General features: G+C 63.7%; 25 protein-coding genes. 17 read left to right on the top strand and 8 right to left on the bottom strand.

Going from position 1 to position 23,092, the window contains the following annotated elements; all coding sequences use genetic code 11:
- Nucleotides 1-75: 75 nt before the first annotated feature.
- The 6 genes from DOM45_RS00870 to DOM45_RS00845 all read left to right on the top strand — a co-directional run bounded on the left by DOM45_RS00870 (nt 76) and on the right by DOM45_RS00845 (nt 6,761).
- The gene (locus DOM45_RS00870) at nt 76-621 is read left to right on the top strand and encodes a hypothetical protein (RefSeq protein ID WP_110597629.1); all 546 of its coding nucleotides are present in this window, start codon (nt 76-78) and stop codon (nt 619-621) included.
- Nucleotides 622-753: 132 nt separating this feature from the next.
- Nucleotides 754-1,275, top strand: coding sequence for a 2Fe-2S iron-sulfur cluster-binding protein (locus tag DOM45_RS00865; RefSeq protein ID WP_110597628.1), 522 nt, complete (start codon nt 754-756; stop codon nt 1,273-1,275).
- Complete coding sequence (locus DOM45_RS00860; protein ID WP_110597627.1) at nt 1,272-2,273, top strand: FAD binding domain-containing protein; 1,002 nt, start codon at nt 1,272-1,274, stop codon at nt 2,271-2,273. Before DOM45_RS00865 ends, DOM45_RS00860 begins: the two co-directional genes overlap by 4 nt.
- Nucleotides 2,270-4,600 (top strand): xanthine dehydrogenase family protein molybdopterin-binding subunit, encoded by a 2,331-nt coding sequence (locus DOM45_RS00855; protein WP_110597626.1) that lies wholly within the window; start codon nt 2,270-2,272, stop codon nt 4,598-4,600. The genes DOM45_RS00860 and DOM45_RS00855 overlap by 4 nt, the downstream gene beginning before the upstream one ends.
- A 108-nt stretch (nt 4,601-4,708) precedes the next feature.
- Complete coding sequence (gene ampC, locus DOM45_RS00850) at nt 4,709-5,878, top strand: class C beta-lactamase (RefSeq protein ID WP_110597625.1); 1,170 nt, start codon at nt 4,709-4,711, stop codon at nt 5,876-5,878.
- The gene (locus tag DOM45_RS00845) at nt 5,868-6,761 is read left to right on the top strand and encodes a LysR family transcriptional regulator (protein WP_110597624.1); all 894 of its coding nucleotides are present in this window, start codon (nt 5,868-5,870) and stop codon (nt 6,759-6,761) included. The genes ampC and DOM45_RS00845 overlap by 11 nt, the downstream gene beginning before the upstream one ends.
- Before the next feature lie 16 nt (nt 6,762-6,777).
- Here the strand turns inward: DOM45_RS00845 and DOM45_RS00840 are convergent, their stop codons facing one another.
- Together DOM45_RS00840 and DOM45_RS00835 are read right to left on the bottom strand one after the other, a co-directional pair.
- A complete protein-coding gene (locus DOM45_RS00840; protein WP_110597623.1) occupies nt 6,778-8,148 on the bottom strand; it encodes a sensor histidine kinase in 1,371 nt (456 codons plus the stop codon).
- Nucleotides 8,145-8,966 carry a response regulator gene (locus DOM45_RS00835; protein WP_240612245.1) on the bottom strand — a complete coding sequence of 274 codons (822 nt, stop codon included), beginning with the start codon at nt 8,964-8,966 and terminating at the stop codon, nt 8,145-8,147. Before DOM45_RS00835 ends, DOM45_RS00840 begins: the two co-directional genes overlap by 4 nt.
- 206 nt (nt 8,967-9,172) lie before the next feature.
- On the opposite strand from DOM45_RS00835, the gene DOM45_RS00830 reads away from it, so the two are divergent.
- The 5 genes from DOM45_RS00830 (at nt 9,173) to DOM45_RS00810 (ending at nt 12,189) form a co-directional block, all read left to right on the top strand.
- Entirely contained in the window at nt 9,173-9,847 is a 675-nt protein-coding gene (locus DOM45_RS00830) for a MipA/OmpV family protein (protein ID WP_157958314.1), read from the top strand.
- 25 nt (nt 9,848-9,872) lie between these two features.
- Nucleotides 9,873-10,400, top strand: coding sequence for a hypothetical protein (locus DOM45_RS00825; protein WP_110597620.1), 528 nt, complete (start codon nt 9,873-9,875; stop codon nt 10,398-10,400).
- Between the two features lie 156 nt (nt 10,401-10,556).
- A complete protein-coding gene (locus DOM45_RS00820; protein ID WP_110597619.1) occupies nt 10,557-11,294 on the top strand; it encodes an SDR family oxidoreductase in 738 nt (245 codons plus the stop codon).
- Between the two features lie 41 nt (nt 11,295-11,335).
- The gene (locus tag DOM45_RS00815; protein ID WP_110597618.1) at nt 11,336-11,818 is read left to right on the top strand and encodes a carboxymuconolactone decarboxylase family protein; all 483 of its coding nucleotides are present in this window, start codon (nt 11,336-11,338) and stop codon (nt 11,816-11,818) included.
- 113 nt (nt 11,819-11,931) lie between these two features.
- On the top strand, nt 11,932-12,189 hold the full coding sequence (locus DOM45_RS00810; protein ID WP_110597822.1) for an Atu4866 domain-containing protein: 258 nt from the start codon (nt 11,932-11,934) through the stop codon (nt 12,187-12,189).
- A 91-nt stretch (nt 12,190-12,280) separates the two neighbouring features.
- Here DOM45_RS00810 and mqo (DOM45_RS00805) read toward each other — a convergent pair whose 3' ends face one another.
- Both mqo (DOM45_RS00805) and mqo (DOM45_RS00800) read right to left on the bottom strand, forming a co-directional pair.
- Nucleotides 12,281-13,885, bottom strand: a complete 1,605-nt coding sequence (gene mqo, locus DOM45_RS00805) for a malate dehydrogenase (quinone) (protein ID WP_110597617.1) — start codon at nt 13,883-13,885, stop codon at nt 12,281-12,283.
- 242 nt (nt 13,886-14,127) lie between these two features.
- Nucleotides 14,128-15,744 carry a malate dehydrogenase (quinone) gene (gene mqo, locus DOM45_RS00800; protein ID WP_425353321.1) on the bottom strand — a complete coding sequence of 539 codons (1,617 nt, stop codon included), beginning with the start codon at nt 15,742-15,744 and terminating at the stop codon, nt 14,128-14,130.
- Between the two features lie 464 nt (nt 15,745-16,208).
- On the opposite strand from mqo (DOM45_RS00800), the gene DOM45_RS00795 reads away from it, so the two are divergent.
- The 5 genes from DOM45_RS00795 (at nt 16,209) to DOM45_RS00780 (ending at nt 19,305) form a co-directional block, all read left to right on the top strand.
- Nucleotides 16,209-16,709 (top strand): DUF6438 domain-containing protein, encoded by a 501-nt coding sequence (locus tag DOM45_RS00795; protein WP_110597615.1) that lies wholly within the window; start codon nt 16,209-16,211, stop codon nt 16,707-16,709.
- Between the two features lie 147 nt (nt 16,710-16,856).
- The gene (locus DOM45_RS19945; RefSeq protein ID WP_157958313.1) at nt 16,857-17,030 is read left to right on the top strand and encodes a hypothetical protein; all 174 of its coding nucleotides are present in this window, start codon (nt 16,857-16,859) and stop codon (nt 17,028-17,030) included.
- 227 nt (nt 17,031-17,257) lie between these two features.
- The gene (locus tag DOM45_RS00790) at nt 17,258-17,794 is read left to right on the top strand and encodes a gamma carbonic anhydrase family protein (protein ID WP_110597614.1); all 537 of its coding nucleotides are present in this window, start codon (nt 17,258-17,260) and stop codon (nt 17,792-17,794) included.
- A 190-nt stretch (nt 17,795-17,984) separates the two neighbouring features.
- A complete protein-coding gene (locus DOM45_RS00785; RefSeq protein ID WP_110597613.1) occupies nt 17,985-18,305 on the top strand; it encodes a thioredoxin family protein in 321 nt (106 codons plus the stop codon).
- A gap of 67 nt (nt 18,306-18,372) precedes the next feature.
- On the top strand, nt 18,373-19,305 hold the full coding sequence (locus DOM45_RS00780; RefSeq protein ID WP_110597612.1) for a DUF808 domain-containing protein: 933 nt from the start codon (nt 18,373-18,375) through the stop codon (nt 19,303-19,305).
- 22 nt (nt 19,306-19,327) lie between these two features.
- Here DOM45_RS00780 and DOM45_RS00775 read toward each other — a convergent pair whose 3' ends face one another.
- Nucleotides 19,328-19,909: a gamma-glutamylcyclotransferase gene (locus DOM45_RS00775; RefSeq protein WP_110597611.1), complete on the bottom strand. Its 582-nt coding sequence runs from the start codon at nt 19,907-19,909 to the stop codon at nt 19,328-19,330.
- A 162-nt stretch (nt 19,910-20,071) separates the two neighbouring features.
- On the opposite strand from DOM45_RS00775, the gene DOM45_RS00770 reads away from it, so the two are divergent.
- Nucleotides 20,072-20,722, top strand: coding sequence for a hypothetical protein (locus DOM45_RS00770; RefSeq protein WP_110597610.1), 651 nt, complete (start codon nt 20,072-20,074; stop codon nt 20,720-20,722).
- A 4-nt stretch (nt 20,723-20,726) separates the two neighbouring features.
- Here DOM45_RS00770 and DOM45_RS00765 read toward each other — a convergent pair whose 3' ends face one another.
- From DOM45_RS00765 to DOM45_RS00755, 3 genes are all read right to left on the bottom strand, one after another.
- The gene (locus tag DOM45_RS00765; RefSeq protein WP_110597609.1) at nt 20,727-20,999 is read right to left on the bottom strand and encodes a hypothetical protein; all 273 of its coding nucleotides are present in this window, start codon (nt 20,997-20,999) and stop codon (nt 20,727-20,729) included.
- Between the two features lie 119 nt (nt 21,000-21,118).
- Entirely contained in the window at nt 21,119-22,501 is a 1,383-nt protein-coding gene (locus DOM45_RS00760; protein ID WP_110597608.1) for a uracil-xanthine permease family protein, read from the bottom strand.
- A 105-nt stretch (nt 22,502-22,606) separates the two neighbouring features.
- Nucleotides 22,607-23,080: a YkvA family protein gene (locus DOM45_RS00755; RefSeq protein ID WP_110597607.1), complete on the bottom strand. Its 474-nt coding sequence runs from the start codon at nt 23,078-23,080 to the stop codon at nt 22,607-22,609.
- Nucleotides 23,081-23,092 lie beyond the last annotated feature (12 nt).

Raw genomic sequence — 23,092 nt, 5'->3', positions numbered from 1 at the left:
GTAGGATAGCGAAGAATACTAGGGTTTCCGGCAGCGGCGTCAACCGACGTCTTCTTGGCTGACCGGAGAGAGTGAATGGAACCCGATTCCCGTATCACGCTGGGTCTCGGTCTCGACGATAGCGAACTCGGGGCCTTGCTGGTATCGGGCTGGGCCGATGGGACGCTGTTGCTGGACGAGTCGACCGCTCCCGCCGGCTCTCTTCCCCAGCCCGGTCCGAACGCGGCGCTTGGCGACGTGGTCGGTCTACCCTTGTCGATCGGCGATGCCGGTGCGCTGCAGCGGGCGGCGGCCTGGATCGACGATCGATACGGGCGGCTGGATCTCCTCGCCATCGGCACGGTCGAATATCTCGCCGAGCCCGACCGTCGCTGTCCCTGGGCAAGACGGACCTCACCCTATCGCTTTGCCACCCTGGGGCCGATTCTCACCTTCCTGCCACTGCTCGCCCGGGCGCGCGCGGCCCGCGTCGTCCGCTTTCCCTCCTTCGATGCGATCGGCGGCGAGGCGCTATCCGATCTGCTGCAGGGCACGGCGATTCGGCTGGAGATCCTGCCATTGCCCACGAGCGCCCAAATCTCCGACCCGGGGGGCCGAAAAGGCGCAGTCGGCATCGTCTGATCGGGCCGTCACGAAAGAGAGATCTTGCCAGACCGGGAAGCGAGCTACGCTCGACAAACACCCGCGATCCGCACCTAGCAACGACCTGACGACAATCCGATAACGATACACAACCGTGACTCGAGGCTCGATATGCAATGGACGATCAACGGCCAGGTTCGGGAGGCCGAGGTGGATTTCCGAACGTCACTGCTCGATCTGCTGCGCGAGCAGTTCCAGCTCAGCGGCACCAAGAAGGGCTGCAACCAGGGCGCCTGTGGTGCCTGCACCGTGCTGGTCGACGGGGAGCGCATCAACGCCTGCCTGGCACTCGCCGTTCAATATCAGGGCCGGGAGATCACCACGGTCGAGGGGCTGGCCGAGCATGGCAAGCTGCATCCGGTTCAGGCGGCGTTCGTCGAACACGACGGGTTCCAGTGCGGTTACTGCACCCCCGGCCAGCTCTGCTCGGCGGTGGGCATGATCGGCGAACTCGAACGCGACCTGCCGAGTGCGGTCACGGCCGATCTGGCGGCGGGCCAGATCGAGTGGCAGCGTGACGAGCTGCGCGAACGGATGAGCGGCAATCTGTGTCGTTGCGGGGCCTACAACGGTATTGCCGACGCGATTGCGGCGGTGCTCGCCGAGGAGCTGGGTGAGGAGATAGCGCGATGAACGCCTTCGACTATCACCAGGCCGCCGACGGCACCCAGGCGATCGAGCAGGCCGTGCGTTGCCAGCAGGCGAAGTATCTTGGCGGCGGCACCAATCTGGTCGATCTGATGCGCGAAACCGTGGAGCGTCCGCAAACCCTGATCGACGTGACACGCTTGTCCCGCGATATCACCGACACCGATGGGGGCGGCCTGATCATCGGTGCCGCCGTCACCAACGCCGCGCTGGCCGGCGATGCGCGGGTCCGCCGCCGCTACCCGCTGCTGGCCCGCGCGATCCTGAGTGGCGCCAGCGCCCAGATCCGCAATATGGCGACCGTCGGCGGCAACCTGCTGCAGCGGACGCGCTGCGCCTACTTCTACGACACGGCGACACGCTGCAACAAGCGCGAACCGGGCGCGGGCTGCGATGCGCTCGAGGGCTTTCACCGCTACCACGCCATTTTCGGTACCTCGTCATCCTGTATCGCCACGCATCCCTCGGACATGGCGGTGGCGCTGGTGGCGCTCGATGCGCGGGTTCATTTGCGTGGACCCGCTGGTGATCGGCAACTGGCGATCACCGAACTCCATCGCGAGCCGGGCGAGCGTCCGGATCTCGAGACCGAACTGCAACCCGAGGAGCTGATCGTCGCGGTGGAGCTGCCGCCGTTGGCGATGGCGGTGCATTCCCAGTACCGCAAGGTGCGAGACCGTGCCAGTTATGCCTTTGCGCTGGTATCGGTGGCGTCCATGGTCGAGCTCGACGGAGACACCATCGCCGATACGCGCCTGGCGCTGGGCGGCGTGGGGACGAAACCGTGGCGGGCCTGGCAGGCGGAAGCGGCGCTGCGGGGCCAGCCGGCCACCGCGGCGACGCTCGCCGCCGCCGTCGACGCCGAGCTGGCCGCTGCCCGGCCGCTGCCGGGCAATACCTTCAAGGTCGAGCTGGCGCGACGACTGATGATCGCGGAACTGTCGCAGCGTCTCTCGGACGCGCGTAACGGAGGTGACGCATGAGTGCTCTCGATACAGGACGGTCGGGCGATACCCAACCCGCGGGCGTCGCCCTGGCCGGCGACTACTGGCGTCCGGAGGGGCGGCCGGATCCCTTGGGCGAGAAGGGGCGAAGCGGGATCGGCGCGCCGCTGTCGCGTGTCGACGGGGCGGACAAGGTCACCGGCGGCGCGCGCTTCGCCGGCGAGTTCCGCTTCGACGGCATGCTCTACGCCGCACTGGTCTACAGCACCATCGCCAACGGCCGCATCTTCGGGATCGATACCCGCGACGCCGAGTCCTTGGACGGCGTGGCGCTGGTGATGACGCACCAGAACGCACCGCGGCTCAATACCCCGCCGGTGTTCCTGCGCGCCCCCAACGGCGCCGCCGGCGACGATCATCCGATCATGCAGACCGATCGCGTCCACTGGAACGGCCAGCCGGTGGCGCTGGTGCTGGCCGAAACCCAGGAACAGGCCGATGCCGCCGCCGAGAGTATCCGCGTGGATTACGCGGCCGAACCGGCGATGACCGATTTCGCGATCGCCAAGACCCAGGCGCGCCAGCCGGACAACCTGCTCGGCGGGCCGGCCGAGATCCGCGTGGGCGATGCCGATTCAGCCCTGGCAGCCGCCGCCTACAGGGTCGACGCCACCTATACCACTCCACGCCACAATCACAATGCCATCGAGCCCCATGCGTTGACGCTTGCGTGGGTGAACGAGCCAGAGGGCGAGGGCGAAACGCTGCGAATTCACGATGCCTCCCAGTGCGTCGATCTGGCCGTGGCATCGCTGGCCGAGGTGTTCGGCATCGATATCTCGCGGATTCACATCACGTCGCCGTTCGTGGGGGGCGGCTTCGGTGGCAAGACACTGTGGCAGCATCAGATCCTGGCCGCGGCGGCGGCGAAGCTCGCGGGTCGCCCGGTACGGCTGGCGCTGTCTCGCGAGGGCGTCTACCGAGTGGTCGGCGGACGGGCCTGCACCGAGCAGCGGGTCGCCCTGGGGGCGGACGACCGGGGCAGGCTGCAGGCACTGATCCACTCGGGAGTCGCGGCGATGACTCGCCACAACAACCTGCCCGAACCCTTCTTCCAGGCGACCAAGTGCCTGTACGCGGCCGACCATATCCGGTTGTCGATCGATGTCGCGGACATGCACATGCTGGCCAACACCTTCATGCGTGCGCCGGGCGAGTCGGTGGGCACTTTCGCGCTGGAATCGGCCCTGGACGAACTGGCCGACCAGCTCGGCATGGACCCGCTCGAACTGAGGGCGCGCAACGAGCCGGAGCGCGACCCCACCAGCGGCCTGGCGTTCTCCTCGCGTCACTTGCTGGAAGCGGCTCGCGCGGGAGCCGAACGCTTCGGCTGGTCCGAGCGCAGCGCGACGCCCGGTGGCCGGCACGACGGCGAGTGGCAGATCGGCATGGGCTGCGCCACGGCCACCTATCCCTACATGCGCATGCCCGGGGCCGTGGCCACCATCACGCTCACGCCCGACGGCGCGACCGTGGGCATCGCCGCCCATGAGATGGGGATGGGCACGGCGACGGTGCAGACCCAGGTCGCCGCCGCACGGCTAGGTCTGCCGGTGGAGAAGATCGCTTTTCGGTATGGCGATTCGCAGCTGGCCGGAAGCGTGCTGGCGGGTGGCTCGCAGCAGACGGCGGCGATCGGCGGTGCGGTGATCGCCGCGCAGCGGGCGCTGGTCACGGAGCTGCTGTCGCTGGTGGATGAGCACTCGCCGTTGTCCGGTCTTTCGCCGGACGAGATCGAATGCCGGGACGCAGGCCTCGGCGCCATCGGCGATGGCTCGCGCTTCGAGAGCTATCGTCAGATCCTGGCGTCCGCCGGCCGCAGCGAACTCTGCGTGGAGGCGAGCGCCGCCGAATCGCAAGAACTCGGCAACTGGTCGATGCACTCCTTCGGCACGATCTTCTGCGAGGCGGGGGTGAACGCGGTCACCGGCGAGGTGCGCATTCGCCGCCTGCTCGGGTCGTTCGACTGCGGCCGGATTCTCAACGCCAAGACGGCGGCTAGCCAGTTCCGCGGCGGCATGATCATGGGCCTCGGGATGGCGCTGATGGAGGAGACGCTGTTCGATGCGCGCAGTGGCCGGGTGATGAACCCCAGCCTGGCCGACTACCACGTGCCGGTGCAGATGGACGTGCCGGAGATCGAGGTGATGTGGACCGATATTCCCGACCCGCACACGCCCATGGGGGCCCACGGCGTCGGTGAGATCGGCATTACCGGCGTCGGCGCGGCGGTGGCCAATGCGGTCTACAACGCCTGCGGAAAGCGTGTTCGCGATCTGCCGATCACGCTGGACAAGCTGCTGTAGCCGATCGAAGACGGTTTCGGTTTGTGCGGTTTTTGCGCATGATTGGCGGCACCGTTTTCCGCGCCCGACGATGCCTGTCGGCGCGCACTGCCGAGGACCGAAATCGTCATGAAAGGAATCGCATTGGGAGTGTCGCTGCTGTTGCTGGGCTCGTCGAGTGTGGCGCTGGCGGAGGACGATGACGTCGATGTGCGCGGTGCCGTCGATCCGATCGTCGCGTCGCTGATGCAGCAACAGAGCATCCCCGGCATGGCGGTGGCGGTGGTGCGGCCGCAGGGCGTGCAGGTTCTGAACTACGGCGTCGCCGAGCGTGACGACGGCACCCCGGTCGACGGCGATACCCTGTTCGAGATCGGCTCGCTCAGCAAGATCTTCACCGCCACGCTGGCCACGCTTGCCGCCGTCGAGGGCAAGCTCGATCTGGATGCGCCGGTCAGCCGTTATCTGCCGACGCTCGAGGGCAGCGCGTTCGACCGGATCAGTGGGCGCAACCTGGGCACGCACACCACTGGCGGACTGCCGCTGTTCGTGCCGGACGAGGCGACCGACCGCGACTCGCTGATGACCTGGTACCGACAGTGGCAGCCCAGCGAAGCGATCGGCGAGGTACGCACCTACTCCAACCTGGGCATCGGCCTGCTGGGCGTCGAGACTGCCGCGAGCCTCGATCAGGCGTTCGTGCCGGCGATGCGGGCTCGGGTGCTGGAACCGCTGGGATTGCAGCATACCTGGTACGACGTCCCCGAGGCGCAGATGGCGCACTACGCCATGGGCGAAGACAAGCAGGGCGAGCCCATTCGCGTGGCGCCCGGGGTGCTCGATGACGAGGCCTACGGCGTCAAGACCACCGCGGGCGACCTGGCCCGGCTGGTGCAGGCCAATCTCGGCCTGCTCGAGATCGACGACGACCTGCAGCAGGCGATCGACATCACGCGCCAGGGCAATTTCCAGGTCGGCGACATGACCCAGGATCTGATCTGGGAGCAGTACCCGCTGCCGGTCTCGATCGATACGCTGCTGGCGGGCAACGGCTACGACATGATCCTGAAACCCAACGCGGCCAAGGCGATCGAGCCACCGCAGGCGCCGCGGGATGACGTCTGGATCAACAAGACCGGCTCCACCAATGGTTTCGGCGGCTATGTGGTTCTCGTGCCCGGCAAGCAGGTCGGGCTGGTCATGCTGGCCAACAGGAACTATCCCAACGATGCGCGAGTGCAGGCGGCCTACGAGATGCTGTCGAAGCTGAACGTGGTCGACGGTGGCGATGCGCGGTAATGAGTTCGCCGAACTGCAGGCATTTCTCGCCGTTGCCGAGCAGGGCAGCTTCGTTCGCGCGGCGGAGGCGCTGCAGGTCTCGCCATCGGCCCTGAGCCAGACCATCAAGGGGCTCGAGGCGAGGCTCGACGTCCGGCTGTTTCATCGCACCACCCGCCGGGTCGGGGTGAGCCAGGCGGGGGAAAGACTGCTGGCCCGCCTGAAGCCGGCGGTGGAGGAGGTCGAGGCGGCCGTCGCCGATGCCGCCGAACTCGGTGAGCGGCCCCAGGGCCGATTGCGCCTTCATGCCTTCCGGGTCGGCTACCAGCTCTATCTGGCACCTCTGCTGACCCGCTTTGCCGAGGCGTATCCCGATATCGAACTGGATCTGACGCTGGACGATCAGCCGGTCGACATGATCGAAGCGGGCTTCGACGGGGCGATCCGGCTCGGCGAGCTGCTCGAGCAGGACATGATCGCGATGCCGCTGGGCGCGACCCTGCGCCACTGCGTGGTCGCGTCACCGGCGTACGTGAAGCGCCACGGCAAGCCCGCCACACCCTCCGACCTGCACCGGCACCGCTGCATCAATTGGCGCTGGCCGGGGCAGATGCATCCGTACCAATGGGAGTTCCATCGCGACGGCGGCTGGTTTCGGGTCGCCGTCCATGGTCCGCTGATCGTCAACGATCTGCGGGCCATGCTCGAGGCGGCCGTCAACGGCGTCGGCATCGCCTTCACCGTCGATGCCTGGGCAGCCCCGTTGATCCGCGAGGGGCGCCTGGTGACCATGCTCGACGATTGGTGCGCGCCGTTCGACGGATTCTACTTCTGCTACCCGCGCCAGCGTCACCACCTGGCCGCGATGCGGGTCTTCATCGACTTCCTCAAGCGGAACGCCTGAGGCGCCAGCACCCGGGTCAGGCCTTCGCACGGGACGCCCCGTGCAGGGGCAGACGGAGCGTGGCGATCAGGCCGTGGGGCTGGCGGTTGGCGAGCGTCAACTCGCCGCCATGGAAATGCACGATGGCACGGCTGGCGGCCAACCCCAGACCGTATCCGCCGGTGTGAGGGTTGCGTGACGGCTCCACCCGGTAGAACGGGTCGAACAGCCTTGGCAGGCTCTCTGGCGGAACGCCGGGCCCCTGATCCTGGACCGTAATGACGACATCGCGATGGGACACCCTCAAGTTGACCTCGGCATGGCCGCCATACTTGACCGCATTGTCGATCAGATTGGTCAGGGCTCGCGTCAAGGCCAGCGGTTGACCGTCGTAGACGACGCGATCTCCCGGTCGGAAACGAACCTCCTTGCCGGTGTCCCGGAAGTTGTCGATAACCGTGTGGAGCAGCTCACCGAGCTCGAAGCGGGTCATTTCCTCGGGGCGGGATTCCAGTTGAAAATATGACAGGCAGGATTGGACCATGGATTGCAGCTCGTCGATGTCGGCCATGATCTTGTCGCGTTGCCGTTCGTCGTCGACAAGCTCACTGCGCAGCTTGAGTCGTGTCAAAGGCGCCCTGAGGTCATGAGATATCGCCGAAAACATCTCGATGCGGCCGTCCAGTAATCGCTGAATCTGGACCTGCATGGCGTTGAATGCGGAGAGCGCCTCCCTGATTTCCAGGGGGCCACGAATTGCCAGTGGTTGGGTTCGAGCACCAATCCCAAAACGCTCGACGGCATCCGCGAAAGAGCGAAGTGGCCTTGCCACTCTCAGACCAAAAAACCAGGAAATGGCGATGGTCGAGACAAGTATGAAAAAGCCGGTGACCAGCGCTCGTGATGTCGAACTCAGTCCCCAGAGTTTCGAGGGAGTATCGAACATCATCCATGAGTGATCCTCAAGCCGAATCGCGATTGCATAGAATCGTTGTTCGGGTGGAGGTGATAAGGATGCCCATCCTTTTTCGTTAGGGCCGACGGTCAGGATTTCACTATCGGGATAGTCCAGTATTCTTCTGATTTCAGGCCAGGAATCGGTGTCGTCATTCTTTTCCGGTGTGGGTATGGGAAGATCGTTGCGGTCGGAGAACCAACTGACGTTTATTCCGTTTCCTGACACCTTGTCTTTGAGGGCGTTCCGCTGAGAGGGCGATAGATAATTGAACGTCTTGGCAATACTTCCTGCCACTACAAGCTGGTCGATGTCCTGGATCGGTGGGTTGGCCCAGGTGCCGGAGAACCTGAGGAAGGTAAGGTTCATGATCAGGGCGATCAATATGGCAACGATGACGTTGAAGATGAACCAGCCATTGAGGCTGCCGATGAAACGCTGTCTAGTGGTCATGATCGATGGACCGCTGGCGAGAACAGATAGCCCATGTTACGAACCGTCTTGATGATCTCGGGCCTTCGGGGATCGGTCTCCAGCTTGCGGCGCAACCGGCTGACGAGAACATCGATGCTTCTGTCGAACACCTCATGAGCCGAGCCTTTGGTGTAGTCCAGTAGTTGATCGCGCGACAGCAGTTGCCCCGGACGACTGAGAAAGGTCATCAACAGTGCGAACTCTCCTCCGGATAGGGGAATCAATGTTTGATCCGGGCGGCGCAACTCACGGCGTGCGACATTGAGCCTCCAGTGTCTGAACTGCAGCGAGGAAGAGGAGCATGCTTGGCTGTCAGTTCTTTCCGTTACCCGCCGGAGAACCGCTCGAACCCTCGCCAGAAGTTCTCGTGGCTCGAACGGTTTGGTAACGTAGTCATCGGCCCCCAGTTCCAACCCGATGACTCTCTCTGTTGTCTCCGATACTGCCGTCAACATGATAATAGGTATCGAAGACTTCTCTCTCATTCTTCGACAAATACTGATGCCATCTTCGCCAGGAAGCATGATATCGAGAATAATGATGTCGAACGTGGACTCTGCCAGTTTTCGATCCAGTTCCTGGCCGGATGAGGCGGTTTCTATCTCGATATCATAGCGACCGAAGAAAGTGGTCATGAGCTCGAGAAGGTCGATGTCGTCATCGACGACCAGGAGTCTCGTCATTGTCTGTTCCTCTGGTTCGCTTTTACCCGTCGCCGGGATAGCGTCGAATGTATCGATTCGTGATTGATATGTCTGTTCGGAAACACTGCAGAGATAACCTGGAAAGATCGTCATGCCACTATTCATTCCAACATGATTTCGCGGCCTTGTGTCCAGCTATCTTTGTTGGGGAGAAAACAGTGTACGTTCCATCGAACTCGAGACTTTCCTCTGTACTATTGTCTGCGACCGGCGCTTTCGCCGCACTTTGGGCTCCTGGGGCAGCGGCGCAGGACGAACCGGTCGGTGATGATGGCGCCGGTCAATGGCGCTTGGGAGTGATGGGAGCGATCTCCGATGACGCCTATGCGGGTGCCGACGCGAACACCAGCGTCCTGCCGCTGATCTATTTCGATGGCCGGCGGCTGTTTTTCCACGCAACGGAAGGTGGTGTCCACCTCTATCGTAGCGGTGCCTTCACCCTGGACGCTTTACTGTCGCTAGGCGGACAGGAGATGGACCCGGACGATCTCGGACGACGGGAACTGGCGGCAGCCGGTGTCGACCGAGACCGGCTGGATGATCGTGATCGCAGCTATTACGCCGGTCTCGCTGGCGCCTGGAAGACGCCATTCGGTGTGCTGGGGGCACGAGCGCAGACGGACATATCGGGCAACGCCGAGGGCGAGCGCTACCATGGGTACTACGCCTATCCTTGGCAGACAGGCGACTTGCGAATCACCCCCAGCCTGGGGGTTACCTATCTCTCCGGCAGGGTCACCGATTACTACTTCGGGGTCGATACGAATGAGAGCCTTGATGGCGGCTACGCCTATTATCCCGATGCCGCGCTCATTCCTGGTGTCGGCCTCGATCTCGCCTACTCGTTGAATCGGGACTGGGCTGTCTACGCCGGCCTGGAATACCAGCACTATCCCGATGACATTGCCGACAGCCCACTGATCGAGGACGACCATGCCGTTTCCTTCCAGAGCGGGATCAGCTACTCGTTTTGAGGGGGAGGGGCGGTATCTGCTGTCGATGGCACCCTCGGAAGCCCTCGATCTTCCCATCGAGGTCATGCCGGGTAACCGCTTGCTGGCCCTGCTGTGCCCCGATCCGGCGCACAGTTCTCGGCTCTGTTTCGTCCATGTGGAGCTGGGCGACCGGGAGCCGGATTCAGGAGGCGACGACGAAGGTATCGTCAGCATGGATCTGCATCGCGCCTGCCTGATGCCCTTGCGGGGCATCTCCCTGGCCTTGAGGCGGTGCGCCTTTCCCGTCAACGATGACGGCGGCTTCGGTTTCGACTCCGATGGTGGGGTGGGGGGACAGCCGGCCTCGGCATGCCCTTCACCCTGCTGGGTCGGCGGCTTCTGGCGCCAAGCTCCCTCTCGGCCGACCGCCACGATCCTGCGGGAAAACGCCGATGTCGATACCGGGTTCGGGACGAGCGCCGCACCTTTGATGCTGAGAAATGACGACCTGACATGGTGGCTCGACCCGCACCTCGTCGATCGCACGGCGCTTCTTCGGCGGCTGTCGAAGCGGCGAGGTCCCGAGGGGTGAGCGATTCCCGGGCTCGTCGCCGCTTTTGTCCGATTATGTCTATTCAACTTCATAACGCATGAACATGTTCCCCGATTATCGTTTTGTCATTACTCAATAGACTGCTCCTCGTCGGTCGTGCCGTTGCACGACCCTTCATGAGACGGAGTAGTTACCATGACGGAACTGACAGACAAGGTCGTGCTGATCACTGGTGCGAGTAGCGGCATCGGCGAAGCCACCGCACGCCATCTGGGGGCGCGAGGGGCCCGACTGATGCTGGGTGCGCGTCGCGTCGACCGGCTCGAACGTCTGGCCGGCGAGATACGCGAGCGCGGTGGCGAGGCCAACTGGCGCCAGCTCGATGTCACCTCCATCGATTCCATGCGCGGCTTCGTCACCGCAGCGCAGGAAACCTATGGCCGCGTCGACGTCATCATCAACAATGCCGGCGTCATGCCGCTTTCGAAGCTCGAGATGCTCAAGCTGGACGAGTGGAACCGGATGATCGACGTCAACATTCGCGGTGTCCTCCACGGTATCGCGGCGGTGCTACCGGTCATGCAGGACCAGAAGGCGGGGCAGGTCATCAATCTCTCTTCCATCGGCGGACATGCGGTCTCGCCCACCGCGGCCGTCTACAGCGCGACCAAGTTTGCCGTGGGGGCGATCTCCGAAGGGCTTCGCCAGGAGGTGGGGGGCGACATCCGCGTGACCGTGATCAGCCCCGGTGTCACCGAATCCGATCTTGCCGACTCGATCACCGATCCGACTGCCCAGGAGACGATGAGAACCTTCCGCCAGGGCGCCATACCGGCCGAGGCCATTGCCCGATCGATCGCCTTCGCCATCGAACAGCCGGCCACCGTCGATGTCAGCGAAATCATCGTGCGCCCCACGGCCAGTCCCTACTGACCTTGGCCGCTGGATCGGACACCCGAAAGGCAGGAAGCGAGATGACGTCGACGACACTGGGAATATCATGTTGCTACGGGGCGCTGTGGCTCTCGGCGGCGCTGTTCGCTCTCGAACCGGCCCATGCCGCCGGCGAGCGGGAGCGCCTGGAGACGGGAAGAGAAGTGATCGAGCGCCTCAACCAGGGGCAGCCCCAGCCCGCGCTGGAGGCCATGCGCGAGGAGTTTCCCTTCCTCGCCGATGCCACCCAGGGCTATGCGCTGGGTGAGGTGTGGGGCCGCGAAGTGCTGGATGATCGCACGCGTCAGCTGATCACTGTCGGTGTCTTCGCCGCTCTCGGCCAGCCTGCCTACATGAAGATTCACGCCGGTTACGCCTTGAATGCCGGTGTCAGCGAGGCAGAGTTGAAGGAGGTCATCTACCTGACGACCGTCCATGCCGGGTTTCCGCCGGCCATCGCGGCATCCGTCGCTCTGTCCGAGCTGTTCGAGGAGCGGCGCCAGCTTGTCGAGGCGGGGCCATGACCGGCCGCGTCCGGCATTTCCGTGGCTACCGAAAAACGTGCATCGGCATCTTCGCTGCCGCGCTCGGCTTTGGGGCCCAAGCATCCGCAGAGAATCACGAGGGGGTCACCGACATGACGGATCGAACCTACGTTGGCTTATGGGCGACGGCAGACGGTCACGTCCGCCACGAGCTGCTACCGAATGGCCGCTACGACGAGGCCAGGGGGACGCGGGAGAGTGCCTACCAGGGCCGATATGAAATCACCGGCGACCACATCGAGTACTGGGACGACACCGGCTTTACCGCCGATGGCGATTTCATCGATGGCGTCCTGCACCACGGCGGGATGGTGCTCTACCGGCAGGAGGCGCCGCCAACAGCGAGATAGAGCGGCGAAAAGCCAGACATGGGTCGAACGGATCGCCCGCCCTGGTTTATCCAGGGCGGGCGGCGTTTTTCACGGAGGGTGGCGATTCGGCTCAGCTGCCGCTGGTTTCCGGTTCCGAGCTTGGCACCGGCGTGGTGGTCAAATCCGGCTCGCTCAGCTCCAGCAGCTCGCGTGACATGGCGCGAACGTCGTAGAGCAGTTGCGGGTTGTCGGTCAGTGCCTTGCCATAGGAGGGGATCATCGACTTCAGCTTGGCCTGCCACGCTTCGCTGGACACCTGGTCGGGGAAGACCTTCTCGAGCAGTTTTAGCATGATCGACGGTGCCGTCGAGGCGCCCGGCGATGCGCCCAGCAGTGCGGCGATGGAGCCTTCCGCACCGGTTACCAGTTCGGTGCCGAACTGCAGGGTGCCACCCTTGCCCTCGATATCCTTGATCGTCTGCACTCGCTGGCCGGCGGTCCACAGTTTCCAGTCGTCGCGGTTGGCCTCGGGATAGTAGTTCTGAAGCTCCTTGAACTGGCCGCTTTCCGACATGCGAAGCTGGCTGATCAGATATCGCACCAGATCCAGGTTGTTGATGCCGACCTTGGTCATTGGCCACAGGTTGTTGGGCGTGATCGAGCGCACCAGATCGGTCCAGGAGCCGTTCTTGAGGAACTTGCTCGAGAACGTCGCGAAGGGGCCGAACATGATCGCCGGCGTACCGTCGAGGATGCGCTTGTCGATATGGGGTACCGACATCGGCGGCGAGCCGGCCGGCGCCAGCCCGTAGACCTTGGCGTCGTGCTTGGCGACCACTTCCGGGTTGGTGGTGTAGAGGAACTGGCCGCCGACCGGGAAGCCGCCGTACATCCGGGCTTCGGGAATGCCGGACTTCTGCAGCAGTGGCAGGGCCGCACCGCCCGCGCCGATGAAAACGAAGCGGGCGTTGACGCTGCGCTCGTTCTCGCCGTCGCTGGTGTTGGCCACGGTGACTTTCCAGCTGCCGTCCGCATTGCGCTTGAGGTCGCGCACCTGCGTATTGACGGAGAGATGGAAATTGTCGCGGCGGGCCAGCGAGTTCATCATCTGGCGGGTGATCTCGCCGAAGTTGACCTCGGTGCCGATCGGCATGCGGGTCGCGGCCACGGGTTCGTCGGTATCGCGCCCCGTCATGACCAGCGGGATCCATTCCGAGATCTTCTTGGGATCGTCGGAGTACTCCATGCCGGCGTAGAGCGGGCTTTCCCGCATCGCCTCGAAGCGTGTCTTCAGGAACGACACGCGCTCGCCACTCCAGACGAAGCTCAGGTGCGGCACGGTGTTGATGAAGGAGCGCGGGTTGGCCAGCACGCCTTCACGGACCTGACTGGCCCAGAACTGGCGCGACACCTCGAACTGCTCGGTAATGCCGATGGCACGCTGGATGTCGACGCTACCGTCCGGCTGCGGCGAGGTATAGTTCATCTCGGCGAAGGCCGAGTGGCCGGTGCCGGCATTGTTCCAGACGTTGGAGCTCTCTTCGGCCGCCTTGTCCAGGCGCTCGTAGAGGTGGATGGTCCAGTCGGGCTGTAGTGACTGGAGCAGGGTTCCCAGGGTGGCGCTCATCGTGCCGCCGCCGATGAGAACGACGTCGACGTTTTGGGTCTCGCCGGATTCGGCGCCAGTCTGGGTCTGCAGGCTGGAGACGAATGTCATGCCGTGACGCAATTTCATGAAGGTTCTCTGTCTGATGGATACGGACAGGCGCGAACGCGACTAGGACGACAGTTTAATGAGGTCGCGGCGTTAGTGCCATGACTATGACAGAGGCGGCGCGGATGGGAGGTCGCCGTTTGGTATTTTTATTCTTTCCAATCAGTAAGTTGAGAGAAAAAGATGAACTTCCTACAGATTTGAAGGAAGAAACCCCGCACCGCCGGAGGGCAGTACGGGGTCATGGCGTCGCGGGTCGGGTGTCAGGTATCGGTCCGGGACTCGCCGGCGACCGGGCCGCTCGGTTCGATCGCTGCCTCGGAGGGCGCATCGCCCTCCTTTCGCTCTGCCTTCACCGCCTGCTCGAAAGTGGTCGGCTCCGGTCCGCCGCCGACCAGCTCCAGTGAATTGGCGGTGCGGCGGCGCAGGTCGCGCAGCAGCGCCGGGTTGTCCGCCAGTTTCTGGCCGTAGGAGGGAATGATCTCGTGCAGTTTTTCCTGCCACGCCGCGCTTTCGACCTGCTGCGGGAAGACCCGATTCAGCAGGCGCAGCATGATCGGCGGCGCGGTAGAGGCGCCCGGCGAAGCGCCCAGCAGCGCCGACATGGTGCCATCTTCCGATGCGACCACTTCGGTGCCGAACTGTAGCACGCCACCCTTTTCGGGGTCGTTCTTGATGATCTGTACGCGCTGACCGGCGGTCCACAGCTTCCAGTCATCGGGATTCGCCTGCGGGTAGAACTGCTTCAGCGCCTCCATCCGATCGTCGTCGGACTGCATCACCTGGCCGACGAGATACTGGACCAGATTGAAGTTGTCCATGCCGACTTCCATCATCGGCCAGGTGTTGCTGAAGGTCATCGAGCCGAACAGGTCGGTCCAGGAGCCATTTTTCAGGAACTTGCTGGAGAAGGTCGCGAACGGCCCGAAGAAGATGGCCGGCTGGCCGTCGAGCATTCGAGCATCCATGTGCGGCACGGACATCGGCGGAGAACCTTCCGCGGCGAGGCCGTAGGCTTTCACCCGATGCTGGGCGACCACGTCCGGGTTGGTGGTGTAGAGGAACTGGCCGCCGACCGGGAAGCCGGCGTACTGCTCGGCTTCGGGGATGCCGGAGGCCTGCAGTAGCGGTAGTGCGGCGCCGCCGGCACCGATGAACACGTAGCGGGCGTTGACGCTGTGTTCCTTTTCACCATTGGCGAGATCGGCGACGGTGACTTTCCAGGTACCGTCGTCATTGCGATCCAGGCCGCGCACTTCGCTGTTGAGCGAGAGCGTGAAATGGTCGTTGTCACCGAGCGAGTGGATCAGCTGGCGGGTAATCTCGCCGTAGTTGACCTCGGTACCGATCGGCATGCGGGTCGCGGCAATGGGCTGATCCCCATCGGCGCCGTCCATGACCAGCGGCAGCCACTGGCGGATGGTGTCACGATCTTCGGTGTACTCCATCTGCTCGTAGAACGGATGCTGGTGCATCGCGGCATAGCGTGCGCGCAGGAAGTTGACGTGGTCGTCGCCCCACACCAGGCTCATGTGCGGCATGCTGGTGATGAAGGACGCCGGGTCGTGCAGTACGCCCTTGTCGACCTGATGGGCCCAGAACTGGCGCGAGACCTCGAAGTCCTCGGTGACCTTGATGGCGCGGTCGATGGCGACGCTGCCGTCCTCGAGCTGCGGCGTGTAATTCATCTCGCAGAAGGCCGAGTGGCCGGAACCGGAGTTGTTCCACGCGTTGGAGCTCTCTTCCGCGACTTCACCGAGGCGCTCGAACAGGGTGACATTCCAGTTCGGCTCCAGCTCCTGGAGATAGGTGCCGAGCGTTGCGCTCATCGTGCCGCCACCGATCAGAACGACATCGACGGGTGTCTCGTCGGCGGCCATCAGTGCCGACGAGATCGTCAACAGGCCTACTCCTGCCGCCATGCTGCGATAAAGTTTCATTGAATGATCCCTGATTCCTGAATGAAGTCGATCGCGATCACACCGATCCCTCAATCATCGATGAAAAAATGATTGGATCATGATCGAAGGACTGTCACGAAAGTGTCGTGTCGACGATGCCGACATCACGTTCTGAAGCATTCTGCGATGCAGACAATGTGATCTGCCGCGGGCGAGAGTCGGGCGATATTCTAGGGAGCGGAGGTAGCGCTGTAAATTGTCGCAGAGTGCATGAAGCCGCGCGGATTTAAACGATGATTTTATAAATTTAATATTCAGGTCGAGAGCGTGCGTGCCATCATGGAATCATCGGATTTCCTAACAATACTGAAAGCTTTTCAGTGTTGTTTTTAAACTAGATGAACTAAAAAAATTTCAGGTGTGACAAAAAGGAGAGCACTCGAATGCGATGGAAAATCCGCTGTTTCGTCGCGGCACTTGGTGTACTGGCGGTCAGCGGATGCGCTCGACAGGAGCTGGCCGCGCCCCATGAATCGGCCATCACTGCCATTCGATACCAGGTCGGTCCCTGCCATGGAACTTGCCCGGTCTATCGTGTCGATCTTCAGCAGAATGGCGCGACACGCTTCATCGGCGAGCGCTATACCGCCGTCGAGGGCGAGCGGATGACAACCGGCGATCCGGAGCGTTTTGCGCTGGTGAAACAGCGTCTCTCGGCCTGGCAGCCAACCATGGGTACCACGCTGAAGACGGCCGAGACGCCGCGTTGCGGGCCGCGGGCAACGGATTTCTCCCACTACACGGTGACCTGGATACGCCGCGACGGTGAAACGGCGGTGCTTGAGCATGATAGCGGCTGCCGGTCGGATGACGCACGCCAGCTCACCGCTGTACTGCAGTCGCTTCCCGAGACGTTGCAGATCGCGAACTGGGTGCAGCCTTGAACCCCGAACGTCGGCGTGTCATCGCGGCAGGCATGGCGACGCTCTCCTTTCGACCATTCCGTGCTTGACGGCCATCGTTTCGTTTAGCATGCTAACAAGGTCTCGCGACAAAACGTCGCAGGGCATCCCATTACCGAAGGAGTGGTCATGAAAGCGTTCAACAAGCTGTTTTCGATGTTGGCCGCCATCGTCGTCTCCGCCGTGTTGCCGTTTTCCATGGCAGCGGAGAGCGAGGCCAGCCAGCACCAGAATTCTTATAGCAGTAGCAGTGTCACCACCTCCGTTACCAGCGAGAGCAAGCAGGACGACGAATCCGCCTAGCAGTGACGGGCAGGCGTCGTGGCGAGGTAACGGGTGAGCAGCCAGCGTGAACGAGAGGCCCCGGCGTCGATACGATGCCGGGGCCTCTTTGCGTCGGTGCCTGCGCTTGCCGGGGCGAGCGAACCGGCGGCAGGTGCCTGGGGAAGCAGGCGCTCTGGGGCTAAAGTCGGCTGGTGGCGGGTCCCGGCGCGGGCGAGGATAAGCCTCTTTCCGTCGGAGCCGAGCCCATGCCTGTCTATGCCTATTTCGACGCGGTACCGAGTCTGCCGGACCGGAATCGTCACTGGATCGCGCCAAGCGCTCACGTCATTGGCCAGGTCGAACTCGGGGAGGATGTGGGGATCTGGTTCAACGTGGTGATCCGTGGCGACAATGATCGCATCGTGATCGGCGCGGGCAGCAATATCCAGGAGGGATCCATGCTGCATACCGATCCCGGTTTCGTGCTGCGTGTCGGTCGTGGCTGTACCGTTGGTCATCACGCGATCCTGCACGGCTGCACCCTGGGCGACAACACGCTGATCGGCATGGGGGCTACCGTGCTCAACGGCGCCGAGATCGGCAGCAACTGCCTGGTCGGTGCCAATGCGTTGGTGACCGAAGGCAAATCCTTTCCCGACAACTCGCTGATCGTGGGCGCGCCGGCAAAAGCCGTGCGCACGTTGGACGACAAGGCGATCGAGGGGTTGAAAGCGTCGGCCGCGCACTATGTCGAGCGCTGGCAGGCGTTCTCCCGCGGGTTGAAACCGCTCGACCTCGATTGAGGCGCCGCAGATCGAGCGAGGTGCGAGCCCGCTCTCTCCCGTTGGCTGGCTCCCATTGGCTGGCAGAATGCCGGGGGGCTTTTGCCCGAGCTCCTCGCGCCGGCGATGTTGTCGGCGTTTGCGGTAACTTCCCCCGTTCATGTCTACAGTGTGCTGGCGGGACTGCAAAAGACCGGGCCAGGAGAGTGTCATGACGAACCACTACACGACGGACGAACCGGATCGCGAAGCCCTGCGTGCCACCCCGGGGCCTGTCGTGGTCGAATTCGGCGCGCCCTGGTGCCCCTGGTGTCAGGCTGCCCGGCCACGGATCGACGAGGCGTTCGCGGGCCACGAAGGCCTGACGCACTTCAAGATCGAGGATGGCAAGGGCCGCCCGCTGGGCCGAGCTTTCCGGGTCAAGCTCTGGCCGACGCTGATCTTCCTGCGGGATGGCGAGGAGGTCGCGCGCTGCGTGCGTCCGGAATCGGCGGAGTCCGTGAAGCAGGCGCTGGCAAGAATCGTCACATGAGGGTGAGGGTTTCCGCTACGCTTGGCATCATCCAGCCGTGCTTTGATCGATCGAGAGGGGAAGACTCGTGGCCGCAGGCAGTTTACTGACACTACTCGACGACATCGCCACGCTGCTCGACGACGTATCCCTGATGACCAAGGTCGCTGCCAAGAAGACGGCAGGGGTGCTGGGGGACGATCTGGCGCTCAATGCCCAGCAGGTCACCGGCGTTCGTGCCAATCGGGAGCTGCCGGTCGTCTGGGCGGTAGCGAAAGGGTCGCTGCGCAACAAGCTGATTCTGGTCCCCGCGGCGCTGCTGATCAGCGTCGTCGCTCCCTGGCTGATCACGCCGCTGCTGATGCTGGGGGGCGCGTTTCTCTGCTACGAAGGGGCGGAAAAACTGGCCCACAAGTTTCTGCACGACGGAGGAGAAGCGAGCAAGGAGGCGGTGCGGGCCGCGGCGCAACTGAAGTCGAAAGAGGAGCGCCTGGCTTTCGAGAAGGAGAAGATCAAGGGAGCGGTTCGTACCGACTTCATCCTCTCGGCGGAGATCATCGCCATCACGCTCGGCTCGGTGGCCAGCGCCAGCTTCCTGCAGCAGGTCGCGGTGCTGGCGATCATCGCCGTCGCCATTACCGCCGTGGTCTATGGCCTGGTGGCAGGCATCGTCAAGCTCGACGATCTCGGCCTCTATCTCACCGAGCGTGCCACGCGCGTCGCCCAATCGATCGGCCGTGCCATCCTGTGGGCGGCACCCTACCTGATGAAGCTGCTGTCGATCGTCGGCACCATCGCGATGTTCCTCGTCGGCGGCGGTATCCTGACCCACGGCATCCCCTTCATTCACCACGGCATCGAGGATCTCGCCGAGGCGCCCGGCGAGATCCCGGGTGTCGGCACGATCATTCAACCGCTGACGCCCATGCTGTTGAATCTCGGTTTCGGCCTGCTGGCCGGTGCACTGGTGCTTGGCGCGGTCTTGCTGATCAAGAAGTTCCGATCCGGTAGCAGCCACTGAGGCGAGCCATAGCTGGCTCACCTCAGCGACAGTCACCGAGCAGCGCGCGCTCCAGGGCGAACACGTGGGCGTCCTCGAACCCCAACTCGCGCAAGGCGGCGGCCAGATTGAGCAGGTAGTCGCGATTGGGACCGCTGGGACCGTGGGATTCGGCGATCTGGCGCGCGATGGCCGCTTCCTCGGCGGGGCCGAGATAGGCCGCGTTATCCTCCCCCGCCAGATAGACGACGCCTTCGGTCCGTTCGACCTCTCCCGAGGGTGCGTCCTCGAACGTCATCTCGGTCACCACGCGCAGGTAGCCATTCTTCTCTCGAACATCCAGCGGTTCGAACACCCGGGGGGAAATGCGATAGGCCATGCCGTGGCAGACGGCGTCGTCTTCCGGCACCAGTGTCACCACTCTTCCCGGTGCTTCCGGCGTACCGCGATGATCGTGAGAGCCTTGCCAGAAGCGACGCGTCCAGCCGCGAATCGATGCCGGCCGGCGCTCCAGATAGTCGAAATCCGCCTTCCAGATCAGTGAGCCGTAGCCAAAGAGCCATACCGACTCGTGCTTGTCGAAGTAGGTCATCCGGCGGTTGTGGGCGGTGGTGTCGAAGGACATGGGACTCCGTTGCATGACGCTGGCGAATGCGCAATATGCGGTGGCCGGGAGGAGATCTCAAGGCCGCCTCTCGCCCTCGCGCACGCGAATCAGCCAGCGGTCGATTTGACAGCGTGCCCGCTGCTGCCATGTTGAAAGTCCGTACTGCTTCGAGGAGACAACATGGCCCGCCAGAGACGAATCGTCGAAGTCCTGATGCAGCGTCACGGTCGAACCTTCGCCAGTGAACTCGGCGTCGACCTGCGCAAGAACACGCCGTCGCCGCTGTTCCGCCTGCTCTGCTATTCGCTGCTGACCAGCGCGCCGGTCAGTGCCGACCTGGCGATGCGAGGCGCCAGGGCAATGGCCGAAGCCGGCTGGACGACGCCACGGAAGCTGCAGGCGAGCGACTGGGCGAGTCGGGCGCGGGTGCTCAACGAAGCCGGCTACGCCCGCGTCGACGAGAAGACGGCCACGCAGCTGGCCGACATGAACGCCGAGCTGCTGGACACCTACGCTGGCGATTTGCGCCAGCTGCGGGAAGCGGCGGCGGGCAGCCCGAAAGCCCTGCGCAAGCGGCTCAAGACGTTCAAGGGGATCGGCGGTACCGGTGCCGATATCTTCCTGCGCGAGGTTCAGGCGGTATGGGATGAATGCTATCCCTACGCCGACAAGGCAGCACTTTCGGCGGCTGACAAGCTGGGGCTCAAGGCCGATGCGGGGAAGCTCGCCAACAAGGTGTCACGCAAGGACTACCCCAGGCTGATGGCCGCACTGGTTCGTTGCAAGCTGACCAGGGATAGCCAGGGCGTGCTGGAGGCGGCGCAAGCCTGACCGCCTACCACTGCCGTTCAGGGGCGCTCAGCCATTGGCTTACCGGGCCGATACCGTCGGTGCACCAGGGTTCGCTCAGTCGGGTGATGAAAAAGCGAGTCTGCTTGCCGAATGCCCGACTCAAGCGGGAGCGCAGGAATTCGATCGGATCGGTCGACTCGATCAGCCACGTCGTGCGGAACAGTGCAATGGAGTCGAATCGCCGGAGCATCGACTCCAGGCGATGACGATCCATCCTTCCCAGCGGCCTGTCGAAGGTCAGGCAGTAGATACCCATGGCGTGCTCCTTGCTGCCGAATTAACCAGATCCAGTTCAGGGTAGCTCGTTCGGGGATCGATTGTCCTTATCGCGGATGAAGTCGGGAAGCCCCCGGTGACGCCGGCCGGCCAGGTGGCTCAGGGCTCGGCAGGGTCCTTCGTGGCGGGTTCGTCGTCCGCCCGGGGCAGGATCAGGTTGAGAATGATCGACGCCAGCGCCCCCGGGATCAGGCCCGACTCCAGCAGCACGCCGATCTGCTGCGGGGCGCCCTGGTAGAGCCCGCTCTGGGCCGGCAGGCCGATCGCCAGCGCCAGCGATACGCCGACGATCAGCATGTTGCGCTTGTTGAACCTGGCGCGAGAGAGCATCTTCACTCCGGCGCTGGCGATCATGCCGAACATGATGATCACCGCGCCGCCCAGCGCCGCCGCCGGGATGGCCGATACCAGGGCTCCCAGCTTCGGCACCAGCCCCGCCAGAACCAGAAAGCCGCCGCCGAGCGCGACGACAAAGCGGCTGGCGACCCCGGTGAGCGCCACCAGGCCGACGTTCTGGCTGAAGCTGATCTGCGGGAAGGCGCCGAACAGTGCGGCAAAACTGCTCGAGAGCCCGTCGGCCATGACGCCGCCGGACAGCTCCCGCGCTGTCGGTTCGCGCTCGGCACCGCCGATCGCCGTGCCGGAGATGTCGCCGATCGATTCGGCGCAGGTGACCACGGCCATCAGCGTGATCGCCAGGATCGCCGCCGGATCGAAGGCAAGGCCGATCTCGAAGGGGATCGGAAGCTGGAACCAGCCGGCCTCGGCGACGCGGGAAAAATCGAGCAGGCCCATCGGTGCCGCCGCCACGCAGCCGACCAGGATGCCGATCAGCACCGCGGCCTCGGAGAGAAAGCCGCGGCAGAACTGGTGGAACGCCACGGTCACCACGAACACCAGCGTCGCCAGCAGCAAATGATGTGGTGCGCCGAAGTCCTCGGCGCCGACGCCACCACCGACGTAGGCAAACCCCACCGGCAGCAGCAGGATGCCGATCAGCAATACGAAGGTGCCCGATACCACCGGCGGGAAGAAAACGCTCAAGCGCCTGTAGCAGAGCCCCACCACCGCCATCGCCAGCCCACCGATCAGGGCGCCGCCGAACACCGCCGGCAACCCCTGGTTGGCGGCGATGGGAATCATCACCGGCACGAAGCCGAAACTGGTACCCATGACGATGGGCAGACGGGCGCCGAGAGGGCCGATGCCGAGCGTCTGGACCAGTGTCGCCACGCCCGCGACGAACATCGCCATCTGCACCAGGAACACCGTATCGGCACCCGAAAGCCCTGCCGCGCCAGCGATGATCAGCGGCACCGCGGCGTTGCTGACGAACATGGCCAGCACGTGCTGTATACCAAGAGGGATGGCTTTTCGCAGTGGCGGAAAATAGTCGACGTCGCGTAACGGGTTTTTCTTAGCGTCCTGATTTTCTTCGAATTGATGCGATGAATCCGACCGTTCTGCGGTATCCAGGCTCATGATCGACTCCCACGTTGATTGTTTTTATCCGCTCTTGGGAAACTACTGTAGATTGTTTTTGTGTACAAAAAAACTGCCAATGGGGCGTCGCTCGCGACGGCCGCTTCAGCGCTGTTCGGCCTGGGGCCACCAGCGCGCCAAGGCGGACTCCGCCTGGCATTTGACCTCCTCGTCGATATAGATCGATACCGCCACCAGCGCGGCAGCCAGCACGCTGGCATCATCGGTATAGCCGACACCGGCAATGAAGTCGGGAATGGCATCCAGCGGCGAGATGAAATAACCGAGCGCACCGATGATGGTCGACTTGGCCCACAACGGCACATCGGGGCGCTTCAGCACGAAATAGAGCTGCAGCGCCTTCAGCGCCACCTCGCGGCCGGCGCGTTTGCCGAAGCGGGTCATCTTCCGCCAGAAGCGCTCGTCGCTGTAACTCTCGGCATGGCTTTCGAGCCTGCCAGCGCGAGCTTCGCTCTCGTCGGGAAGCGTATCCGCTGCCTGGTACTGATCCAGAGGCCCGGTGTCATCGTGAGGCAGCGAGGGGGTGCTGTTGGAGAATATGCGGGGAGGGCGGGGCATGGTCGGGCTCCA

This window comes from Salinicola lusitanus, assembly GCF_003206045.1.
GTDB classification, from domain to species: Bacteria; Pseudomonadota; Gammaproteobacteria; order Pseudomonadales; family Halomonadaceae; genus Salinicola; species Salinicola lusitanus.
This window is presented reverse-complemented; position numbering and strand designations above follow the sequence as displayed.

Bases quoted from the DNA above. Each gene is read 5' to 3' on its own strand.
- DOM45_RS00810 (WP_110597822.1), top strand. From the start codon at position 11,932: ATGACGGATCGAACCTACGTTGGCTTATGGGCGACGGCAGACGGTCAC.
- DOM45_RS00830 (WP_157958314.1), top strand. From the start codon at position 9,173: ATGGGAGCGATCTCCGATGACGCCTATGCGGGTGCCGACGCGAACACC.
- DOM45_RS00820 (WP_110597619.1), top strand. From the start codon at position 10,557: ATGACGGAACTGACAGACAAGGTCGTGCTGATCACTGGTGCGAGTAGC.
- DOM45_RS00790 (WP_110597614.1), top strand. From the start codon at position 17,258: ATGCCTGTCTATGCCTATTTCGACGCGGTACCGAGTCTGCCGGACCGG.
- DOM45_RS00855 (WP_110597626.1), top strand. From the start codon at position 2,270: ATGAGTGCTCTCGATACAGGACGGTCGGGCGATACCCAACCCGCGGGC.
- DOM45_RS00755 (WP_110597607.1), bottom strand. From the start codon at position 23,080: ATGCCCCGCCCTCCCCGCATATTCTCCAACAGCACCCCCTCGCTGCCT.
- mqo (WP_110597617.1), bottom strand. From the start codon at position 13,885: ATGAAATTGCGTCACGGCATGACATTCGTCTCCAGCCTGCAGACCCAG.
- DOM45_RS00795 (WP_110597615.1), top strand. From the start codon at position 16,209: ATGCGATGGAAAATCCGCTGTTTCGTCGCGGCACTTGGTGTACTGGCG.
- DOM45_RS00840 (WP_110597623.1), bottom strand. From the start codon at position 8,148: ATGACCACTAGACAGCGTTTCATCGGCAGCCTCAATGGCTGGTTCATC.
- DOM45_RS00770 (WP_110597610.1), top strand. From the start codon at position 20,072: ATGGCCCGCCAGAGACGAATCGTCGAAGTCCTGATGCAGCGTCACGGT.
- DOM45_RS00815 (WP_110597618.1), top strand. From the start codon at position 11,336: ATGACGTCGACGACACTGGGAATATCATGTTGCTACGGGGCGCTGTGG.
- mqo (WP_425353321.1), bottom strand. From the start codon at position 15,744: ATGGCCGCCGACGAGACACCCGTCGATGTCGTTCTGATCGGTGGCGGC.
- DOM45_RS00835 (WP_240612245.1), bottom strand. From the start codon at position 8,966: ATGACGATCTTTCCAGGTTATCTCTGCAGTGTTTCCGAACAGACATAT.
- DOM45_RS00825 (WP_110597620.1), top strand. From the start codon at position 9,873: ATGGCACCCTCGGAAGCCCTCGATCTTCCCATCGAGGTCATGCCGGGT.
- DOM45_RS00775 (WP_110597611.1), bottom strand. From the start codon at position 19,909: ATGTCCTTCGACACCACCGCCCACAACCGCCGGATGACCTACTTCGAC.
- DOM45_RS00870 (WP_110597629.1), top strand. From the start codon at position 76: ATGGAACCCGATTCCCGTATCACGCTGGGTCTCGGTCTCGACGATAGC.
- DOM45_RS00845 (WP_110597624.1), top strand. From the start codon at position 5,868: ATGCGCGGTAATGAGTTCGCCGAACTGCAGGCATTTCTCGCCGTTGCC.
- DOM45_RS00785 (WP_110597613.1), top strand. From the start codon at position 17,985: ATGACGAACCACTACACGACGGACGAACCGGATCGCGAAGCCCTGCGT.
- DOM45_RS00765 (WP_110597609.1), bottom strand. From the start codon at position 20,999: ATGGGTATCTACTGCCTGACCTTCGACAGGCCGCTGGGAAGGATGGAT.
- ampC (WP_110597625.1), top strand. From the start codon at position 4,709: ATGAAAGGAATCGCATTGGGAGTGTCGCTGCTGTTGCTGGGCTCGTCG.
- DOM45_RS00860 (WP_110597627.1), top strand. From the start codon at position 1,272: ATGAACGCCTTCGACTATCACCAGGCCGCCGACGGCACCCAGGCGATC.
- DOM45_RS19945 (WP_157958313.1), top strand. From the start codon at position 16,857: ATGAAAGCGTTCAACAAGCTGTTTTCGATGTTGGCCGCCATCGTCGTC.
- DOM45_RS00865 (WP_110597628.1), top strand. From the start codon at position 754: ATGCAATGGACGATCAACGGCCAGGTTCGGGAGGCCGAGGTGGATTTC.
- DOM45_RS00760 (WP_110597608.1), bottom strand. From the start codon at position 22,501: ATGAGCCTGGATACCGCAGAACGGTCGGATTCATCGCATCAATTCGAA.